Origin of the sequence: Alteraurantiacibacter aestuarii, from assembly GCF_039523595.1 — a bacterium.
Taxonomy (GTDB): domain Bacteria; phylum Pseudomonadota; class Alphaproteobacteria; order Sphingomonadales; family Sphingomonadaceae; genus Alteraurantiacibacter; species Alteraurantiacibacter aestuarii.
Genome location: NZ_BAAAFP010000001.1, coordinates 364,210 through 379,318, shown reverse-complemented (window position 1 = coordinate 379,318; position 15,109 = coordinate 364,210). Strand labels below are relative to the sequence as shown.

General features: G+C 63.9%; 14 protein-coding genes. 11 read left to right on the top strand and 3 right to left on the bottom strand.

The window, feature by feature from the left end; genetic code table 11:
- Positions 1–2 precede the first annotated feature (2 nt).
- Positions 3–416, bottom strand: coding sequence for an acyl-CoA thioesterase (locus tag ABDZ98_RS01915; protein ID WP_160590584.1), 414 nt, complete (start codon positions 414–416; stop codon positions 3–5).
- 8 nt (positions 417–424) lie between these two features.
- Complete coding sequence (locus ABDZ98_RS01910) at positions 425–2,521, bottom strand: S9 family peptidase (RefSeq protein WP_337190172.1); 2,097 nt, start codon at positions 2,519–2,521, stop codon at positions 425–427.
- Between the two features lie 207 nt (positions 2,522–2,728).
- Between ABDZ98_RS01910 and ABDZ98_RS01905 the strand changes: the two genes are divergently transcribed.
- From ABDZ98_RS01905 to ABDZ98_RS01885, 5 genes are all read left to right on the top strand, one after another.
- Complete coding sequence (locus ABDZ98_RS01905; RefSeq protein ID WP_160590586.1) at positions 2,729–4,534, top strand: aminopeptidase P family protein; 1,806 nt, start codon at positions 2,729–2,731, stop codon at positions 4,532–4,534.
- A 24-nt stretch (positions 4,535–4,558) separates the two neighbouring features.
- The gene (locus tag ABDZ98_RS01900) at positions 4,559–4,936 is read left to right on the top strand and encodes a VOC family protein (RefSeq protein ID WP_160590587.1); all 378 of its coding nucleotides are present in this window, start codon (positions 4,559–4,561) and stop codon (positions 4,934–4,936) included.
- Between the two features lie 233 nt (positions 4,937–5,169).
- Positions 5,170–5,796 (top strand): EF-hand domain-containing protein, encoded by a 627-nt coding sequence (locus ABDZ98_RS01895; protein WP_160590588.1) that lies wholly within the window; start codon positions 5,170–5,172, stop codon positions 5,794–5,796.
- Between the two features lie 30 nt (positions 5,797–5,826).
- Positions 5,827–6,564 (top strand): response regulator, encoded by a 738-nt coding sequence (locus ABDZ98_RS01890; protein ID WP_160590589.1) that lies wholly within the window; start codon positions 5,827–5,829, stop codon positions 6,562–6,564.
- On the top strand, positions 6,564–7,970 hold the full coding sequence (locus tag ABDZ98_RS01885; protein ID WP_160590590.1) for an ATP-binding protein: 1,407 nt from the start codon (positions 6,564–6,566) through the stop codon (positions 7,968–7,970). Before ABDZ98_RS01890 ends, ABDZ98_RS01885 begins: the two co-directional genes overlap by 1 nt.
- Before the next feature lie 70 nt (positions 7,971–8,040).
- On the opposite strand, the gene ABDZ98_RS01880 is transcribed toward ABDZ98_RS01885, so the two are convergent.
- Positions 8,041–9,615, bottom strand: a complete 1,575-nt coding sequence (locus ABDZ98_RS01880) for a helicase HerA-like domain-containing protein (protein ID WP_160590591.1) — start codon at positions 9,613–9,615, stop codon at positions 8,041–8,043.
- A gap of 119 nt (positions 9,616–9,734) precedes the next feature.
- Between ABDZ98_RS01880 and pabB the strand changes: the two genes are divergently transcribed.
- The 6 genes from pabB to ABDZ98_RS01850 all read left to right on the top strand — a co-directional run bounded on the left by pabB (position 9,735) and on the right by ABDZ98_RS01850 (position 14,933).
- Positions 9,735–11,549: an aminodeoxychorismate synthase component I gene (gene pabB / locus ABDZ98_RS01875; RefSeq protein WP_160590592.1), complete on the top strand. Its 1,815-nt coding sequence runs from the start codon at positions 9,735–9,737 to the stop codon at positions 11,547–11,549.
- Complete coding sequence (locus ABDZ98_RS01870; protein ID WP_237437421.1) at positions 11,546–12,721, top strand: pyridoxal phosphate-dependent aminotransferase; 1,176 nt, start codon at positions 11,546–11,548, stop codon at positions 12,719–12,721. Before pabB ends, ABDZ98_RS01870 begins: the two co-directional genes overlap by 4 nt.
- Positions 12,718–13,452, top strand: coding sequence for an RluA family pseudouridine synthase (locus ABDZ98_RS01865; RefSeq protein WP_160590593.1), 735 nt, complete (start codon positions 12,718–12,720; stop codon positions 13,450–13,452). The genes ABDZ98_RS01870 and ABDZ98_RS01865 overlap by 4 nt, the downstream gene beginning before the upstream one ends.
- A complete protein-coding gene (gene arfB / locus ABDZ98_RS01860) occupies positions 13,439–13,855 on the top strand; it encodes an alternative ribosome rescue aminoacyl-tRNA hydrolase ArfB (protein WP_160590594.1) in 417 nt (138 codons plus the stop codon). The genes ABDZ98_RS01865 and arfB overlap by 14 nt, the downstream gene beginning before the upstream one ends.
- A gap of 138 nt (positions 13,856–13,993) precedes the next feature.
- Complete coding sequence (gene rpmG, locus ABDZ98_RS01855; RefSeq protein ID WP_160590595.1) at positions 13,994–14,161, top strand: 50S ribosomal protein L33; 168 nt, start codon at positions 13,994–13,996, stop codon at positions 14,159–14,161.
- A gap of 64 nt (positions 14,162–14,225) precedes the next feature.
- Entirely contained in the window at positions 14,226–14,933 is a 708-nt protein-coding gene (locus ABDZ98_RS01850) for a LolA family protein (protein ID WP_160590596.1), read from the top strand.
- The last annotated feature ends 176 nt before the right edge of the window (positions 14,934–15,109 follow it).

Below are 15,109 nucleotides of genomic sequence, written 5' to 3'. Positions count from 1 at the left end.
CGTTACGCGCCCTCGTCCTCGGAGGTCATGAAAGGTGCCGCCACTTCGCGCGGCACGCGCATCAGGCGGCCCGTCTCACGCTCCACCATCGCCCATGTGGTCTTGGCCCGCACGATCACCTTGCCCGCCGCATTGGTGAAGGTCATGTGCCGGTCAAAGCGCGCGCCCGATGGGCCTTCGCGGATTTCGGTCAGCGCGGTCACCTTGTCGCCCTCGCGGATGTTGCCGCGGTAATCGATCTCGTGCCGGGTCACCACCCAGGCATAGGCGGCGACATGCTCGGGATCGCCATCACGTGTCCAGTGGGCGGTGGCGACTTCTTCCATCCACTTCACCCACACGGTGTTGTTGACGTGGCCGTTGGCATCAATGTCTTCCGCCGTGGCGATGAACTTCATCGTGAAACTGTTGCTCATGGCGGCGCCTATTCCTCGATGCCCAGTTGCCACAGGATGAATGCAGCCTCCTCGGCATCTTCGCGCAGGCCTTCGAAGCGGCCCGATTTGCCCGCATGGCCAGCGCCCATATTGGTCTTGAGCAGCAGGATGTTGTCATCGGTCTTCAGCTCACGCAGCTTGGCCACCCACTTGGCCGGCTCCCAATAGGTGACGCGCGGATCGTTGAGACCGGCGGTCACCAGCATTGGCGGATAGTCATGCGCCACCACCTGATCATAGGGCGAATAGCTGAGGATGTGGGTGAAGGCCGCCTTGCTGGTGATCGGGTTGCCCCATTCCGGCCATTCGCCCGGCGTCAGCGGCAGGCTGTCATCCAGCATGGTGGAAAGCACGTCCACGAACGGCACGCCCGCCACCACCGCGCCGAACAGTTCGGGCGCCTGGTTGACCACCGCGCCCATCAGCTCGCCGCCAGCCGAACGGCCCGCCGCGCTGATCTGGCCTTCGCTGGTATAGCCCCGCGCGATCAGCCCGCGCGCCACATCGACGAAATCGTTGAAGGTGTTGGTGCGCTGTTCGGTCTTGCCTTGCAGATACCAGTTGCGCCCCAGATCATCGCCGCCGCGAATATGGGCGATGGCATAGGCCATGCCGCGATCGACATAGGTGAAGCGCGTGGTCGAAAAGCCCGGGTCCACGGCATAGCCATAGGCGCCATAGGCATACAGGTGCAGCGGCCCGCCCCGGACGCTCTGCCCGTCTGCGCCGTCCTGCGCCATCGGGCGGTCCTTGCGATAGACGATGGAGACCGGGATCATGGCCCCGTCGCGCGCGGGAATGCTCAGCCGCTCGACCGTGTAGAGCGAAGGATCGAAGCCCGAGGGGATCTCCAGCACCTTGAGCGTTTCCAGCGTGCCGGTGGCGACATGGTAGTCATAGACGGTGTCCGGCGTGATCGGCGATTCATAGCCGATGCGGATCGTGTCCATCGCCCATTCGGGATTATCGCCCAGCCCCGCCGCATAGGCCGGTTCGGGAAAGGTGATGGTCTCCATCGCGGCGGGATTGTCGTAATAGCGGATCTGGATCTGGTCGAGCCCGGCCAGCCGCCCTTCGGTGACGTAGAAATCACGAAACAGCGTGAACCCGGTGAGGTAGAAGTCGTCCGATCCTTCGATCAGCGTCGTCCAGTTGGCGGGGTCTGCCAGCGGCGCGGTGGCCAGGCGGAAGTTCACATGCGTGTCATTGGTCCAGATGTACAACGTGTCTTCGCGCACATCGACGCCGTATTCCACGCCGGTCTGGCGCGCGCGCACCAGCACGGGCGTTGCCATCGGATCGGAAGCCGGGATCAGATAGACCTCGGACGTTTCATTGTCGCCCACCGCCATGATCAGCCATTGCTCATTGGCGGATAGGCCAGCCGATACGGTGAAGCCGATATCGCCTTCGTGATAGATCTCCACATCCTCGGCCGCATCGCTGCCGATGCGGTGCACGCGGACATTGTCGACACGCCAGTTGTCATTGGCCACGCCATACACCAGCATGGTGTCATTGGCGGCCCAGATCAGGTCGGTGTTGGTGCCCTCGATCACGTCTGGCAGCAGTTCGCCCGTCTCCAGGTCCTTGATCCGCACGGTGAAACGTTCGGCCCCGGTGGTATCGGTGGAATAGGCGACATAGCGGCCATTCTTGCTGACCGAGATATCCTCCAGGCTCAGATAGTCATGGCCCTTGGCCAGCTCGGTCACGTCAAGGTAGAGCTGCGCCTCGCCGCCAGCCACCGGGCGGCGATAATATTTGCGATATTCCGCGCCTTCCTCGAACTCGGACCAGTACAGATAGTCGCCATCCTTCTGCGGCACGGAGGAATCGGCTTCCTTGATCCGCCCGCGCATCTCGGCCAGCAGATTGTCCACCAGCGGCTGGTGCGGCCCCATCTGCGCTTCGTACCAGGCGTTCTCGGCGCGCACATAGGCCAGCACGTCCTCATCATCGATGACCGGGTATGATGCGTCCTTCAGCCAGTGATAGGGATCGGAAATGGTGATCCCGTGATAGCTGTATTCATAGGGGCGCTGCTCCGCGACCGGAGGACCGTTGGGAATGGAATGGCTCACGCTGTTAGACTCACCTGATTGCGCCGTTGCAGGGATGGCGCCCGCACAAAGCAGGGCGGCAGCGGCAATACTGAAAAGCTTGTTCGTCACTAGAGGGCGTTCCTTGGCAGGACCGGGCGCGGCTGGAAAGCCTGCAACACAGGGCCTATGTTTGCAGAGAGGGTATGCTACCATACCTAGTTACAGTTGTTATCGGAATCAAATGCCATGTTGATGCAGACCCATGAAGCCCGACTTTCGGCCCTGCGTGAGGAGCTTTCCCGCCGCGACCTGGCAGGATTCGTCGTCCCGCTCAGCGATGAGCATCTGTCCGAATATGTCGGCGCCTATGCCCAGCGCCTCGCGTGGCTGACGGGTTTTGGCGGATCGGCCGGCAGCGTGGCGGTGCTAAAGGACAAGGCGGCGATCTTCGTCGATGGCCGCTACACGCTGCAAGTGCGCGATCAGGTGGACGGCAAGCTGTACGAATACAAATCCGTGCCCGAGGATTCGATGGCCGACTGGCTGGCGCAAAATGCCCCCAAGGGCGCGCGGATCGGCTTTGATCCGTGGCTGCACACGCGCAGCTGGGCCAAGGATGCGCGTGAGAAGCTGGAAAAGGCCGGGGCGCAGCTGGTCGCGGTCGCTGCCAATCCCATCGATGCGGTGTGGCAGGACCAGCCCGAACCATCAGCCGCGCCCGCCTTCCTGCAGGATGAGGCACTGGCGGGCCGGTCCAGCGCAGACAAGCGCGGCGCAATTGCCGAATGGCTGAAGGCCGAATCGGTTGATGGGGTGGTCATTTCCGCGCTCGATTCGGTCGCCTGGGTGCTCAATATCCGTGGCAGCGATGTGGAACGCACGCCGGTGGCGCTGTCTTACCTCACCATCCATGCAGACGGCACGGCGGACTGGTTCATCGCGCCCGGCAAGGTCCCCGCAGACGTGGCCGCCGCGCTGGGCAATGCCGTGCGCATCCGCGACCGCGCGCAGTTTGAAGCATCGCTGGGCGAATTTTCCGGCAAGACCGTTTCCAGCGATCCGGCCCGCTCCGTCGCCGCCATTTTCGATGCGCTGGAGGCGGGCGGGGCAAAGGTCGTCACCCATACCGACCCTGCCGTCCTGCCCAAGGCGGTGAAGACCAAGGCGGAGCAGGATGGCCACCGTGCGGCGCAGCGGCGCGACGGGGCAGCGGTTTCCAATTTCCTCCACTGGCTGAGCGTGGAAGGCCCGCGCGGCACGGTGGACGAGCTGTCTGCAGCGGCAAGATTGCAGGCCTGCCGCGAGGCTTGCGGCGACCTGCGCGATCTCTCCTTCGATACGATATCGGGCGCAGGCCCCAATGGCGCCATCGTGCACTACCGCGTGAGCGAGGAGACCAACTGCACACTGGAGCCGAACAGCGTCTATCTGGTGGACAGCGGCGGCCAGTATCCTGACGGCACCACCGATATCACCCGCACTGTGTGGATCGGCCCCGATGCCCCGCCCGCGCAGGTGAAGGACCGCTATACGCGCGTGCTAAAGGGCCATATCTGCCTGGCGATGCAGACCTTCCCCAAGGGCACGCTCGGCTCGCAGCTGGATACACTGGCGCGGCAATATCTGTGGGAGGCGGGCATCGACTATGCCCACGGCACCGGCCACGGCGTGGGCAGCTTTCTGGCGGTGCACGAAGGCCCGCAGCGCATTGCCAAGCCGCGCGGCGGACAGGCTGGCGGTGAACAGGAATTGCTGCCCGGAATGTTTCTCTCCAACGAACCGGGATATTACAAGACCGGCGCATACGGCATCAGGATCGAGAATCTGGTGCTGGTGGAAGAACGCCGGATCGATGGCGCGGAGGGGGACTGGCTGGGCTTTGAAACGCTGACGCTGGCCCCCATCGATGCCACTCTGGTGGACAGGGCGCTGCTGAGCGAGGCCGAAATCGCCTGGTGGAACGCCTATCACGCGCGCGTTCACGAAGTGGTGGCGCCGCAGCTGACAGGTGAGGCACTGGCGTGGCTGGACGCTGCCTGCAGGCCAATATAGACCTGTCCCGAAGAGGAGAACATTATGCTTGGCTATGCCACGATGGGCACCAATGACCTTGCCAGGTCTGCCAAATTCTATGATGCGATCGCCGCCATCACCGGCGCAGGCCGCGTGTTTGAAACCGATCGCGTGGTAACCTGGGGCACGCCTGAAAAGGGCGCCATGATCGGTGTGATCAAGCCACATGACGAGCAGCCCGCAACCGGTGGCAATGGCACGATGTTTGGCCTGCCTGTCGAGAGCGAGGAGCAGGTCCAGCAAATCCATGCCCATGCGCTGGCCAATGGCGGCAGCGATGAAGGCCCTCCCGGTCCGCGCGGAGAGGCATTCTATGCCGCCTATTTCCGCGATCCTGATGGCAACAAGCTGGTCGCCTATGTCCCGCCCAAGGCCCCCTGAGGCGGCGGTCCGGCCTGCCAATATGAACGCCCGCTAAACCGGGGTTTGCGCGTGCATGAACACGGGTGGCTGAACGCGACAAATTGCGACACAAATGGCGAATGCGGGCAAATCGCTGCGACAATGCCACCCTAGAACGGACCCCATGAGCAATGGGGCGCCGGACTCCTCCTCCCCCCCCCTTCAAGACGGTGCCCCGTTGCTCTCCGAATAATCCTTTGAAGGAGAGAACGATGCGCAAGACCCTGACCCTCTCGCTTGCCGCCACCGCCCTGCTCGCAGCTGGCGCAGCCCATGCCCAGATGCCCGAGCGCGGACAGCGCGGCGCAGCGGAACTGACCCGCGAAGCCGTGCAGGAGCGTGCCACAAGCCAGTTTGAACGGCTCGACATCAACGATGATGGCGCGCTGAGCGAAGCGGACCGCGATGCCGCCCGGCAGGCCCGCTTTGCGCGGTTTGACACCGATGGCAACGGCATGATCGACATGAGCGAATTCGACTCTGCCCGCGAGAACCGCAAGGACATGCGCGAAGAGCGTATGGCAGCGCGCGAAGAGCGCCGCGGACCCGGCATTCGCGAACGCCGCATGGGCCGCGGCCCCGGTGATCGTGGACCAGGCAATGGCGGCCCCGGTATTGGCGGCCCGGGCGGTGAGCGCAGGGTGGCCGAAGCCGATATCGACAATAACGGCACCGTCACCCAGGCCGAATTCCTCAGCGCCGCATTGACCCGCTTCGACCGTGCCGATGCCGATTCCGATGGCAAGATTACACGCGAGGAACGCCGCAATGCCCGTCCCGACGGACGCCCGGAAGGTCGCCCCGATGGACGACGTGCACCGCGTGGATTTATCGGCTAAGCCCTTGTCCAAAGAGGGGCACAAGAACAGATGAGCGAACAGCCACCGATCAAATTGCTGCTGGTCGATGATGAAGCCAGCCTGCGCCAACCCCTGGCGGAATATCTTTCCCGTCAGGGGTTTGTCGTGCGTCAGGCCGCCGATGCATCCAAGGCGCGATCCGCGCTGATCGATGAGACGCCCGATCTCGTCCTGCTCGACATCATGATGCCGGGCGAGGATGGATTGTCGCTGTGCCGCCACCTGATCGAAGCGAAGAAACTGCCGGTGATCTTCCTCACCGCAAGGGGTGAGGCGACCGATCGCATCGTCGGGCTGGAAATCGGCGCCGATGACTATGTGGTCAAGCCGTTCGAACCGCGTGAGCTGGTGGCGCGCATCCGTTCTGTGCTGCGCCGCTCCGCCCGCCAGACCACGCCGCCCACAGTGGTGGATGCGCTGTATCAGTTCGAAGGCTGGGAGCTCGATCCGCTCAAGCGCAGGCTGAGCGATCCCGAAGGCACAGTGATCCCGATATCCTCTGCCGAATTCCGCCTTTTGTGCGCCTTCCTCGATCATCCGCGACAGGTGCTGGACCGTGATCGCCTGCTCGATATGGTGCAGGGGCGCGAGGCGCATCTGTTCGATCGTGCGGTGGACAATCAGGTCAGCCGCCTGCGCCGCAAGATGGAAGATGACAGCCGCGATCCCAGGCTGATCCAGACGGTGTGGGGCGGTGGTTACCGCCTTGCCGCAGACGTGCGCCGCGTGGCGCAGGAAGCCGAATAATGCGCCGCTTCCTGCCCCGCAGCCTGCTTGGCCAGATGTTGCTGTCCGTGGCGCTGGCGTTGCTGGCCGCGCAGACGCTTTCTGGCGTATTGCTGTTCCGCGCCGAACAGCAAAGACGCGAAAACGGATTGATCAATGCGCTGGCCTTCCAGCTAGTGGCCGATCCGCGCGTCGATTATCGCACCGGCAATGGCGATGCCGCCCATCCCGAAAGCCAGCGCCGCCGCCTGCGGATTGAACGCGTGCTGCAGTCTCCCATCATCACGGGTGAAATGCAGGATGAAGCGCGCGCGGAACGGCTGCGCGGCCTGCTGACCGATCAGGGCATAGAGATTCAGGATCTGGTGGTGCTGGCCCGCCCGGTGGCCAAGGACAGCTATATCATGCGCGGTCTTACCCGCATGCGCAGCCGCAACAATTTTGACAATCGCGATGGCTGGGACCCCCAGGGCGAAATGCTGCTGGCCGGGCTGAAACGCGCTGGTGAGGAAGAATGGCTGGTCGCCCGCGTACCGCTGCCCGGCGCAGAACCGCGCCGGTTCAGCGGGGTCATCCTGCAAACGCTGGTGCTGTATATCGTGCTGGTGGGCGGCCTCGCCTTCCTGCTGCGCCGCATCACCCGCCCGCTGGCTGCGCTGGCGGACAGGGTCGAGAAATTTGGCGAGACGCAGGAAATATCGGGCCAGCTGGAACCCTCCGGTCCGGAGGACATGCGCCGCCTGATCACCGCCCATAATGCGATGGAATCGCGCATCTCCGCCTTGCTGAGCGAGAAGGACGTGATGCTCGGCGCGATCGGGCATGACCTGAAGACCCCGCTGGCCGCATTGCGCGTGCGGATCGAGAGCGTGGAAGACGATACCGAGCGTGAGCGCATGGCCGCCAGCATCGAGGACATCACCAGATCGCTCGACGATATCCTCTCGCTGGCGCGCGTGGGCCGGCCCAGCGATCCGCTCGAACGCACGGAACTGTCCGCCCTCGTCGCCTCCGTGGTGGAGGAATATGAGGATATGGGCGATGACGTGGTGCTGGGCGATAGCTCACGCATGGCGCTGCGCCTGCGCGCCACGTGGATGCGCCGCGCACTGCGCAACCTGATCGGCAATTCGCTGCGCTATGGTGCAAAGCCGGTGGTCAGCGTGATGCGTGACGATGATCATGCGCTGGTGCGGATCGAGGACACTGGCCCGGGCATTCCCACCGGCGAGATATCGGCGATGATGGAACCGTTCACGCGCGGCGAGGCGTCGCGCAATCGCGAAACCGGCGGTGCAGGCCTTGGGCTGACACTGGCGCGCGCCATTGCCGAACAGCACGGCGGCACGCTGACGCTGGCCAACCGGCTGGACGATAGCGGCAAGGTCATCGGCCTGGTGGCCGAACTGCGCCTTCCTCTCGACTAACCTGCCTCTCGACTGAGAAGCGCGGGAAGGCGGCGTTCGCAGCCCGCCCCGGAGCCGCTCGCGCCGATCTCTAGCGCATCAGGCCGCCGATAAGATTGCGCACGAATCGCCCGGCGATCGATCCGCCGAATTCGGTGGCAATCGTGCCCGCCGCGCTGGTGGCGGCATTGCGCATCGGGTCAGACCGGCTGGTTCGGCCGGAAATCCTGGCGGCGATGATCGTGGCGGCGGAACTGGCGGCAGCGCCCATCGCGGCCTTGCCGGCCTTTTCCCACAGGGAAGTGGTCTTGCGGCTGCGCTTGCCCACTTCTTCTTCGCCCTTTTCCTCCACCTCCCTGGCGGTTTCGGCGGCATCGCTGGCCTTGGCCAGCAGCACTTCCTCGGCGCTTTCGCGGTCGATCTTCTGGTCATACTTGCCATCGACCGGGCTGACCGACTGGATGATCGCCCGTTCCTTGGCGTTGACCGGACCAAGCCGGCTGCGCGGCGGCTTGATCAGCGTGCGCTCCACGATGCTGGGCGCGCCGTCATCCATCAACGTGGACACCAGCGCCTCACCCACGCGCAATTGCGTGATCGCCTCTGCCACGTCGAGATCGGGATTGATGCGGAAGGTCTCGGCCGCGGCCTTGATCGCCCGCTGATCCTTGGGGGTGAAGGCGCGCAGCGCGTGCTGCACGCGGTTGCCCAGCTGGCCGGCCACTTCCTCGGGAATATCGATCGGGTTCTGCGTGACGAAGAACACGCCCACGCCCTTGGAACGGATCAGGCGCACGACCTGTTCGATCTTGTCCTCCAGCGCCTTGGGCGCATCGTCGAACAGCAGGTGAGCCTCGTCAAAGAAGAACACCAGCCTGGGCTTTTCGGGATCGCCAACCTCGGGCAGGCTTTCGAACAATTCGGCCAGCAGCCACAGCAGGAATGTGGCATACAGCTTGGGGCTGCGCATCAGTTTATCCGCCGCCAGCACGTTGATATAGCCGCGGCCCTGATCGTCGCTTTGCAGGAAATCGTCGATTTCCAACGCCGGCTCACCAAAGAACAGGTCTGCGCCCTGGCTTTCGAAACTCAGCAACTGGCGCTGGATCGCACCCACGCTGGCCTTGGTGACATTGCCGTATTCGCCGGAGATTTCCTTCGAATTCTCCGCCGCCCATGCCAGCACCGCCTGCAGATCCTCGAAATCGAGCAGCAGCAGCCCCTCGTCATCGGCATGGCGGAAGATGATCTGCAACACGCCTTCCTGCGTGTCGTTCAGGTCCAGCAGGCGCGACAGCAGCAGCGGCCCCATTTCGGAAACCGTGGTGCGGATGGGGTGGCCCTGTTCGCCGTACAGGTCCCAGAAGATCACCGGATTATCCGAATAGGCATAATCGTCCATGCCCAGTTCCCTGGCCCGGCCCTCCAGCTTGTCGGCGTGTTTGAACGTAGGCGATCCGGGCATGGAGATGCCCGAAAGGTCACCTTTCACATCGGCCACGAACACCGGTACGCCCTCGGCAGAGAAACTTTCCGCCAGCCCTTGCAAGGTCACCGTCTTGCCGGTGCCGGTGGCGCCCGCGATCAGTCCGTGGCGGTTGGCCCGCCCCAGGTTGAGCGACTGCGTTTCGCCGTCCAGGTCCTTGCCGATGAAGATGTCTGCCATGATGCGCCCGATTTCCCTTGGCCCGATTTGTCCCGAATATGTCTGCCCCATGCTTGGCGCAGGCACCTATTCGCGGTCAAGCAATAGACACACGGCAATTTGACGGTAGAGCGGGGCGAATGCAGGCTTACGAACCCTTCGTATTGCTGGACGATGCCCGCGCATCGGGGGCAAATGACGCGCAGCTTTTTGAACGCCCGCGCGCGATCTTTGTCGCCCATCGCCCGGATCAGGTGTCCGCCGTGCTGGAACAGGCGGACAAGGCGCGCGCGGAGACGGGCGGGACGCTGGCCGGATATCTCGCCTATGAAGCAGGTCTGGCGCTGGAGCCGCGCCTGCAAGTGCTGGCCGAGGAGCGCAGCGGCGCCAATGGCCCGCTGGTGTGGCTGGGCCTGTTTGACGATGTGCAGGCCATTCCATCGGATAAGGTGCCCGCTTTTCTGGAAGCGCGCGGCGGCAGCGAGCGCGCCTCCATCGGGCCGATGGAACCGCAGATATCGACCGGCGCCTATCTCAGCGCATTCGACACGCTGCAGGAAGCGATCCGCGCGGGCGATATCTATCAGGCCAATCTGACCATGCCGCTGGCGGGCGCCGCGCAGGGTGATCCGCTGGCAATCTACCGCGCGATACGCCCGGCGGCGGGGGCCGGATATGGCGGGGTGATCTTTGACGGATCGCACTGGTTGCTGTCCTTCAGCCCGGAACTGTTCTTCACGCTGAAGGGCCGCGCGGCCAAGGTGAAGCCGATGAAAGGCACGCGCCCGCGCGGTCAGACGCAGGCCGAGGATGAGGCTTTTGCCCAGGAACTGGCCGCATCGGTCAAGGACAAGGCCGAAAACCTGATGATCGTGGACCTGATGCGCAATGACCTCAGCCGCGTGGCAGAGGCAGGCAGTGTGCGCGTGGACCGGCCCTTCGCCATCGAAAGCTATCCCACGGTGCACCAGATGGTCTCCTCCGTCCGGGCCGAATTGCAGGAGGGCAAGGGCGCGATGGACATGATCCGCGCGCTGTTCCCCTGCGGATCGATCACCGGCGCCCCCAAGATCCGCGCGATGGAGCTGATCCAGCAGGTGGAGCGCGATGCACGCGGACCGTATTGCGGGGCGATTGGCCGGATCGGCACCGCTGCCGACGGATCGATCGATGCCGCCTTCAATGTCGCCATCCGCACCATCCGCCTGACCCCGGGCGAGAACGATCGCCATCATGCGGTGGCGGGCGTTGGCGGGGCGATCGTGGCCGACAGCGAAGGCATGTCCGAATGGCGCGAATGCCTGATCAAGGGCAGCTTCATGCAGCGCGAGGCAAGCGGTGCCGACCTGATCGAAAGCATGCGCTTCGATCCGCAGGACGGCATTCCGCTGCTCGAACTCCATCTCGAACGGATGAAGGCGAGCGCAGCCACGCTGGGCTTTGCGTTTGACCGGCACGATGCGCGCAACCGCATACAGGCGCTGTGCTTTGAGCTGGAACAGCCTGCCAAGCTGCGCATGTTGCTGGCCCGCAGCGGAGCGATCACCCTGCAAAGCGTGCCGCTGGGGTCCGGCGCTCTGCCCGATCCGGTGACATGCGCGATATTGCCGCTGCCCGTGGTTTCGGGCGACTGGCGGCTGCGGCACAAGACCACCGACCGCTCCTTCTACGATGCCGCGCGCCGCGCAGCGATCGGCCAGGGCGCGGATGAGGCATTGCTGTTGCGCGATGATGGCTTGCTGACAGAAGCGGGCCATTCGAACATTTTTGTCGAGCGCGGTGGCAAGTTGCTGACCCCGCCCGCCAGCCTGGGCCTGCTGCCCGGCGTACTGCGCCGTCACCTGCTGGACGAAGGCCGCGCCCTGGAGGCGGAACTGACGCCAGACGATCTTGCCGGCGGCTTCCTGCTGGGCAATTCGGTGCGCGGACTGATGAAAGCGGAGTTGTTGAAATGACCGGTCGTCTCAGCCAGCATTTGCAGCGGATTCAGGCCTCGCCCACCACGGCGATGACCGACCGCGCCACCGCCCTGCGCGAACAGGGCAGGGACATCATCTCTCTGTCCGTGGGCGAACCGGATTTTGCCACGCCGGACCATGTGATCGAAGCGGCCAGGGCAGCGATGGATGCCGGGCAGACCAAGTACACCCCCGTCACCGGCACGATGGCGCTGAAGAAAGCCGCCGCGCTGCATTTCCGGCGCGATCTGGGCATTGCTGCCGATCCGGCAAACATCATCGTCACCAGCGGCGGCAAGCAGGCCCTGTTCGAGGCAATCGTGGCCACGGTGAGCGAGGGCGACGAGGTTATCGTGCCTTCGCCGTGGTGGGTGTCCTATCCGCAGATGGTGCGCTTTGCCGGTGGCCGCGTGGTGCCGCTGCGCACCCATGCGCATCGCGGCTTCCGCTTTGAGGCGGGCGAGCTGGAATCGCTGATCACTCCGCGCACCAACTGGGTGCTGCTCAATTCGCCCGGCAACCCGACCGGCGCGGTCTATCCGGCGGAAATGCTGCTGGCGCTGGGCGAAGTGATGCGTCGCCACCTGCAGGTGATGGCGCTGTCGGACGATATCTACGCCCCGCTCAACTATTCGGACGGGCCGCACGCCACGCTGGCCAATCTGTGCCCCGATCTGGCGGACCGCATCTGCACCGTCTCCGGCGTATCCAAAAGCCACGCCATGACCGGCTTCCGCATCGGCGTGGCGACCGGCCCTGGATGGCTGATCGATGCGATGGGCACATTGCAGAGCAATTCCACCGGCAATCCGTCCTCCGTCAGCCAGGCCGCCGCGGTGGCCGCCTTCGAAGGGCCGCAGGATTTCCTGACCGACTGGCGCGAGATTTTCCGCCAGCGGCGCGATCTGGTGGTGGCTGGCATCAACGCCATTCCCGGCCTTTCCACGCCGGTGCCCGATGGTGCCTTCTATTGTTTCATCGACGCCAGCGACCATATGGGGCGCTTTGGCGGCGACGATACCAAGCTGGCGCTGCACCTGCTGGAACACGGCGTGGCCGTGGTGGCCGCATCCGCATTCGGCGGCAAAGACGGTTTCCGCATATCCTTCGCCACCGATGAGGCGACCCTGACTGAAGCGATCCACCGGATCGGGAAAGCCCTGGCATGAACGATCTCGAAATCCTGTATGAAGACGGCGAAGCGCTGGTGATCGACAAGCCCGCGGGCCTGCCGATTGACCGCCCGCGCAAGGGCGGCGCTTCGCTGGGCGACCGGCTGGACGAGCTGAAGCTGGGCTTCCAGCGCCAGCCGCAGCCCGCGCACAGGCTGGATACCGATACGTCGGGCTGCCTGCTGCTGGCGCGCAATCCCAAGTCGCTCAAGCGCTTCAACATGGCGTTTGAGGAGAAGGTCGTCTCCAAGACCTATCTCGGCATTCTGGCCGGTATTCCTGAGCAGAAGGAAGGCCGCATCGAACTGTCGCTGGCCAAGATCAGCAGCGCCGAGAAGGGCTGGCGGATGATCCCGGCCAAGAAGGGCAAGGAATCGGCCACCGGCTGGCGCGTGCTGGCAGAGGTGAACGGCCGCGCGCTGGTGGAATTCCGCCCGGAGACCGGCCGCACCCACCAGATCCGCGTGCACGCCGCCAGCGGCATCGGCATCCCCCTGCTGGGCGATCCGGTCTATGGCGAAAAGTCCGGCTTTGCCCGCACCATGCTGCACGCCAGCGCGATTGAAGTGCCGCGCGCGGGCAAGAGCGCGATTGCCGCCCATTCGCCCATGCCCGCCGATTTCATTGCCCTGGGCTTTGCCGATGTGGGCGCGGTGCCTGTTGCTGGCGCGGTGACGGCAGACGTTCCGCAAGCTCCCGAAATTCCTGAAACTGATGTCCAGACCTGAAGACAATCTGGTCGAACGGGCGCTGTCGCTGGCGGAGGAAAGCTTCGTCACCGCGTCGGGTCCGGGCGGGCAGAATGTCAACAAGGTGGCCACCGCAGTGCAGCTGCGGGTCAATATCTACCGCATCGGCCTGCCGCCGCGAATCTTCCACCGGCTGAAGGATCTTGCCGGAAACCGCCTGAACCTGAAGGGCGAGATCGTGATCGATGCGCGCAGCCACCGCACGCAGGAGGCCAACCGCCGCGATGCGCGCGAACGGTTGACGCAGATGATTGAAAGCGCCTGTGTCGAGCCGAAAAAGCGCGCTAAAACAAGAGTTAACCGCGTAGGCAAGGTGAAGCGCCTGGCGGGCAAGAAGGCCCGCGGCCAGCTCAAGGTCAATCGCGGCAAGGTGGATTGGTAGGGCAGGCTGGCAGGGCCTGTCTTGCTTGACTTTGCACCGATTCTGCCCCAATGGCCCGCGCTTGAGGGCGGCGCTTGCGCGTCGCCTGTATTTTTTCGGGCCTGACCGGCCCCAGCGAACCTTTTGGGAACTTAAGACATGGCGAAGCCAGCAACCGTCAAGATCCGCCTGAATTCGACCGCGGACACCGGATTTTTCTACGTAACGAAGAAGAACCCGCGCAACATCACCGAGAAGATGGTCTTCCGCAAGTATGACCCGGTTGCGAAGAAGCATGTCGAATTCAAGGAAGGCAAGATCAAGTAAGCTGAACTCCGGGAACGAACCGGGTTCACCATCGGTTCAATGCCCCACCGCCAGGACTGGGAGCATGAACACCTTGATTAGCTTCAAAAGCACGCCCTTCACAGGCAAGACACTGAGCGCCGCGATTGCCGGCGCTCTTGCCGTTTGCACGCCGCTTGCGCTGGTGGCTCCGGCCATCCCCGCCGCTGCGCAATCTGCATCGCAATCAACTTCGCAGGCCGATACCGCCAGGATCAACCGCGCCGTGCGGGCGCTTCGCGGCATCTCCACCATGCGCGCCGATTTCACCCAGACCGATCGCAACGGCCAGGTGGTGACAGGCGTGCTGACGATGAAGAACCCCGGCCGCATCCGCTTCGAATACGAAGAATCGGTCAATATGGTGATCGTCTCCAACGGCCGGTCGCTGACCATGGCCGATTATGACGTGCAGCAGCTGGAACGCTGGCCGATCAGCGATACGCCGCTGGGCGCGCTGCTCGATCCCGATCGCAACGTGGCGCAATATGGCCGCATCGTGCCCAGCGCCAATCCCAATGTGGTGAGCATCGCCGTTACCGTTCCCACCAGGCCCGAGTTCGGCGAGATCGTGCTGATCTTCCTGCAGAACAGCGCTGCCCCCGGCGGGCTGGAACTGGTCAGCTGGGTAGCCAATGATTCGCAGAATATCCGCACCACGGTGCGCCTGCGCAATCACCGTTATGGCGTGGCCGTTCCTGACAGCACATTTCAGGTTCGCGACCCGCGGCAATCGTCCCGTCGCCCACGCTGAACGCTTCGCAGGTGAAATGTTGTAGATTTGCGACAAACTGCGACGGTTTATTCATATCAGCGACAGGCTGACCTGCGTATAAATGATCTTGCAAGCCAGCCTCGGGCCCGGATTTCCCCCCTGTTGTCCGCCCCTCTAACAGGCAGCTTGCAAGCGTGACGAACGCTAAATGGAAC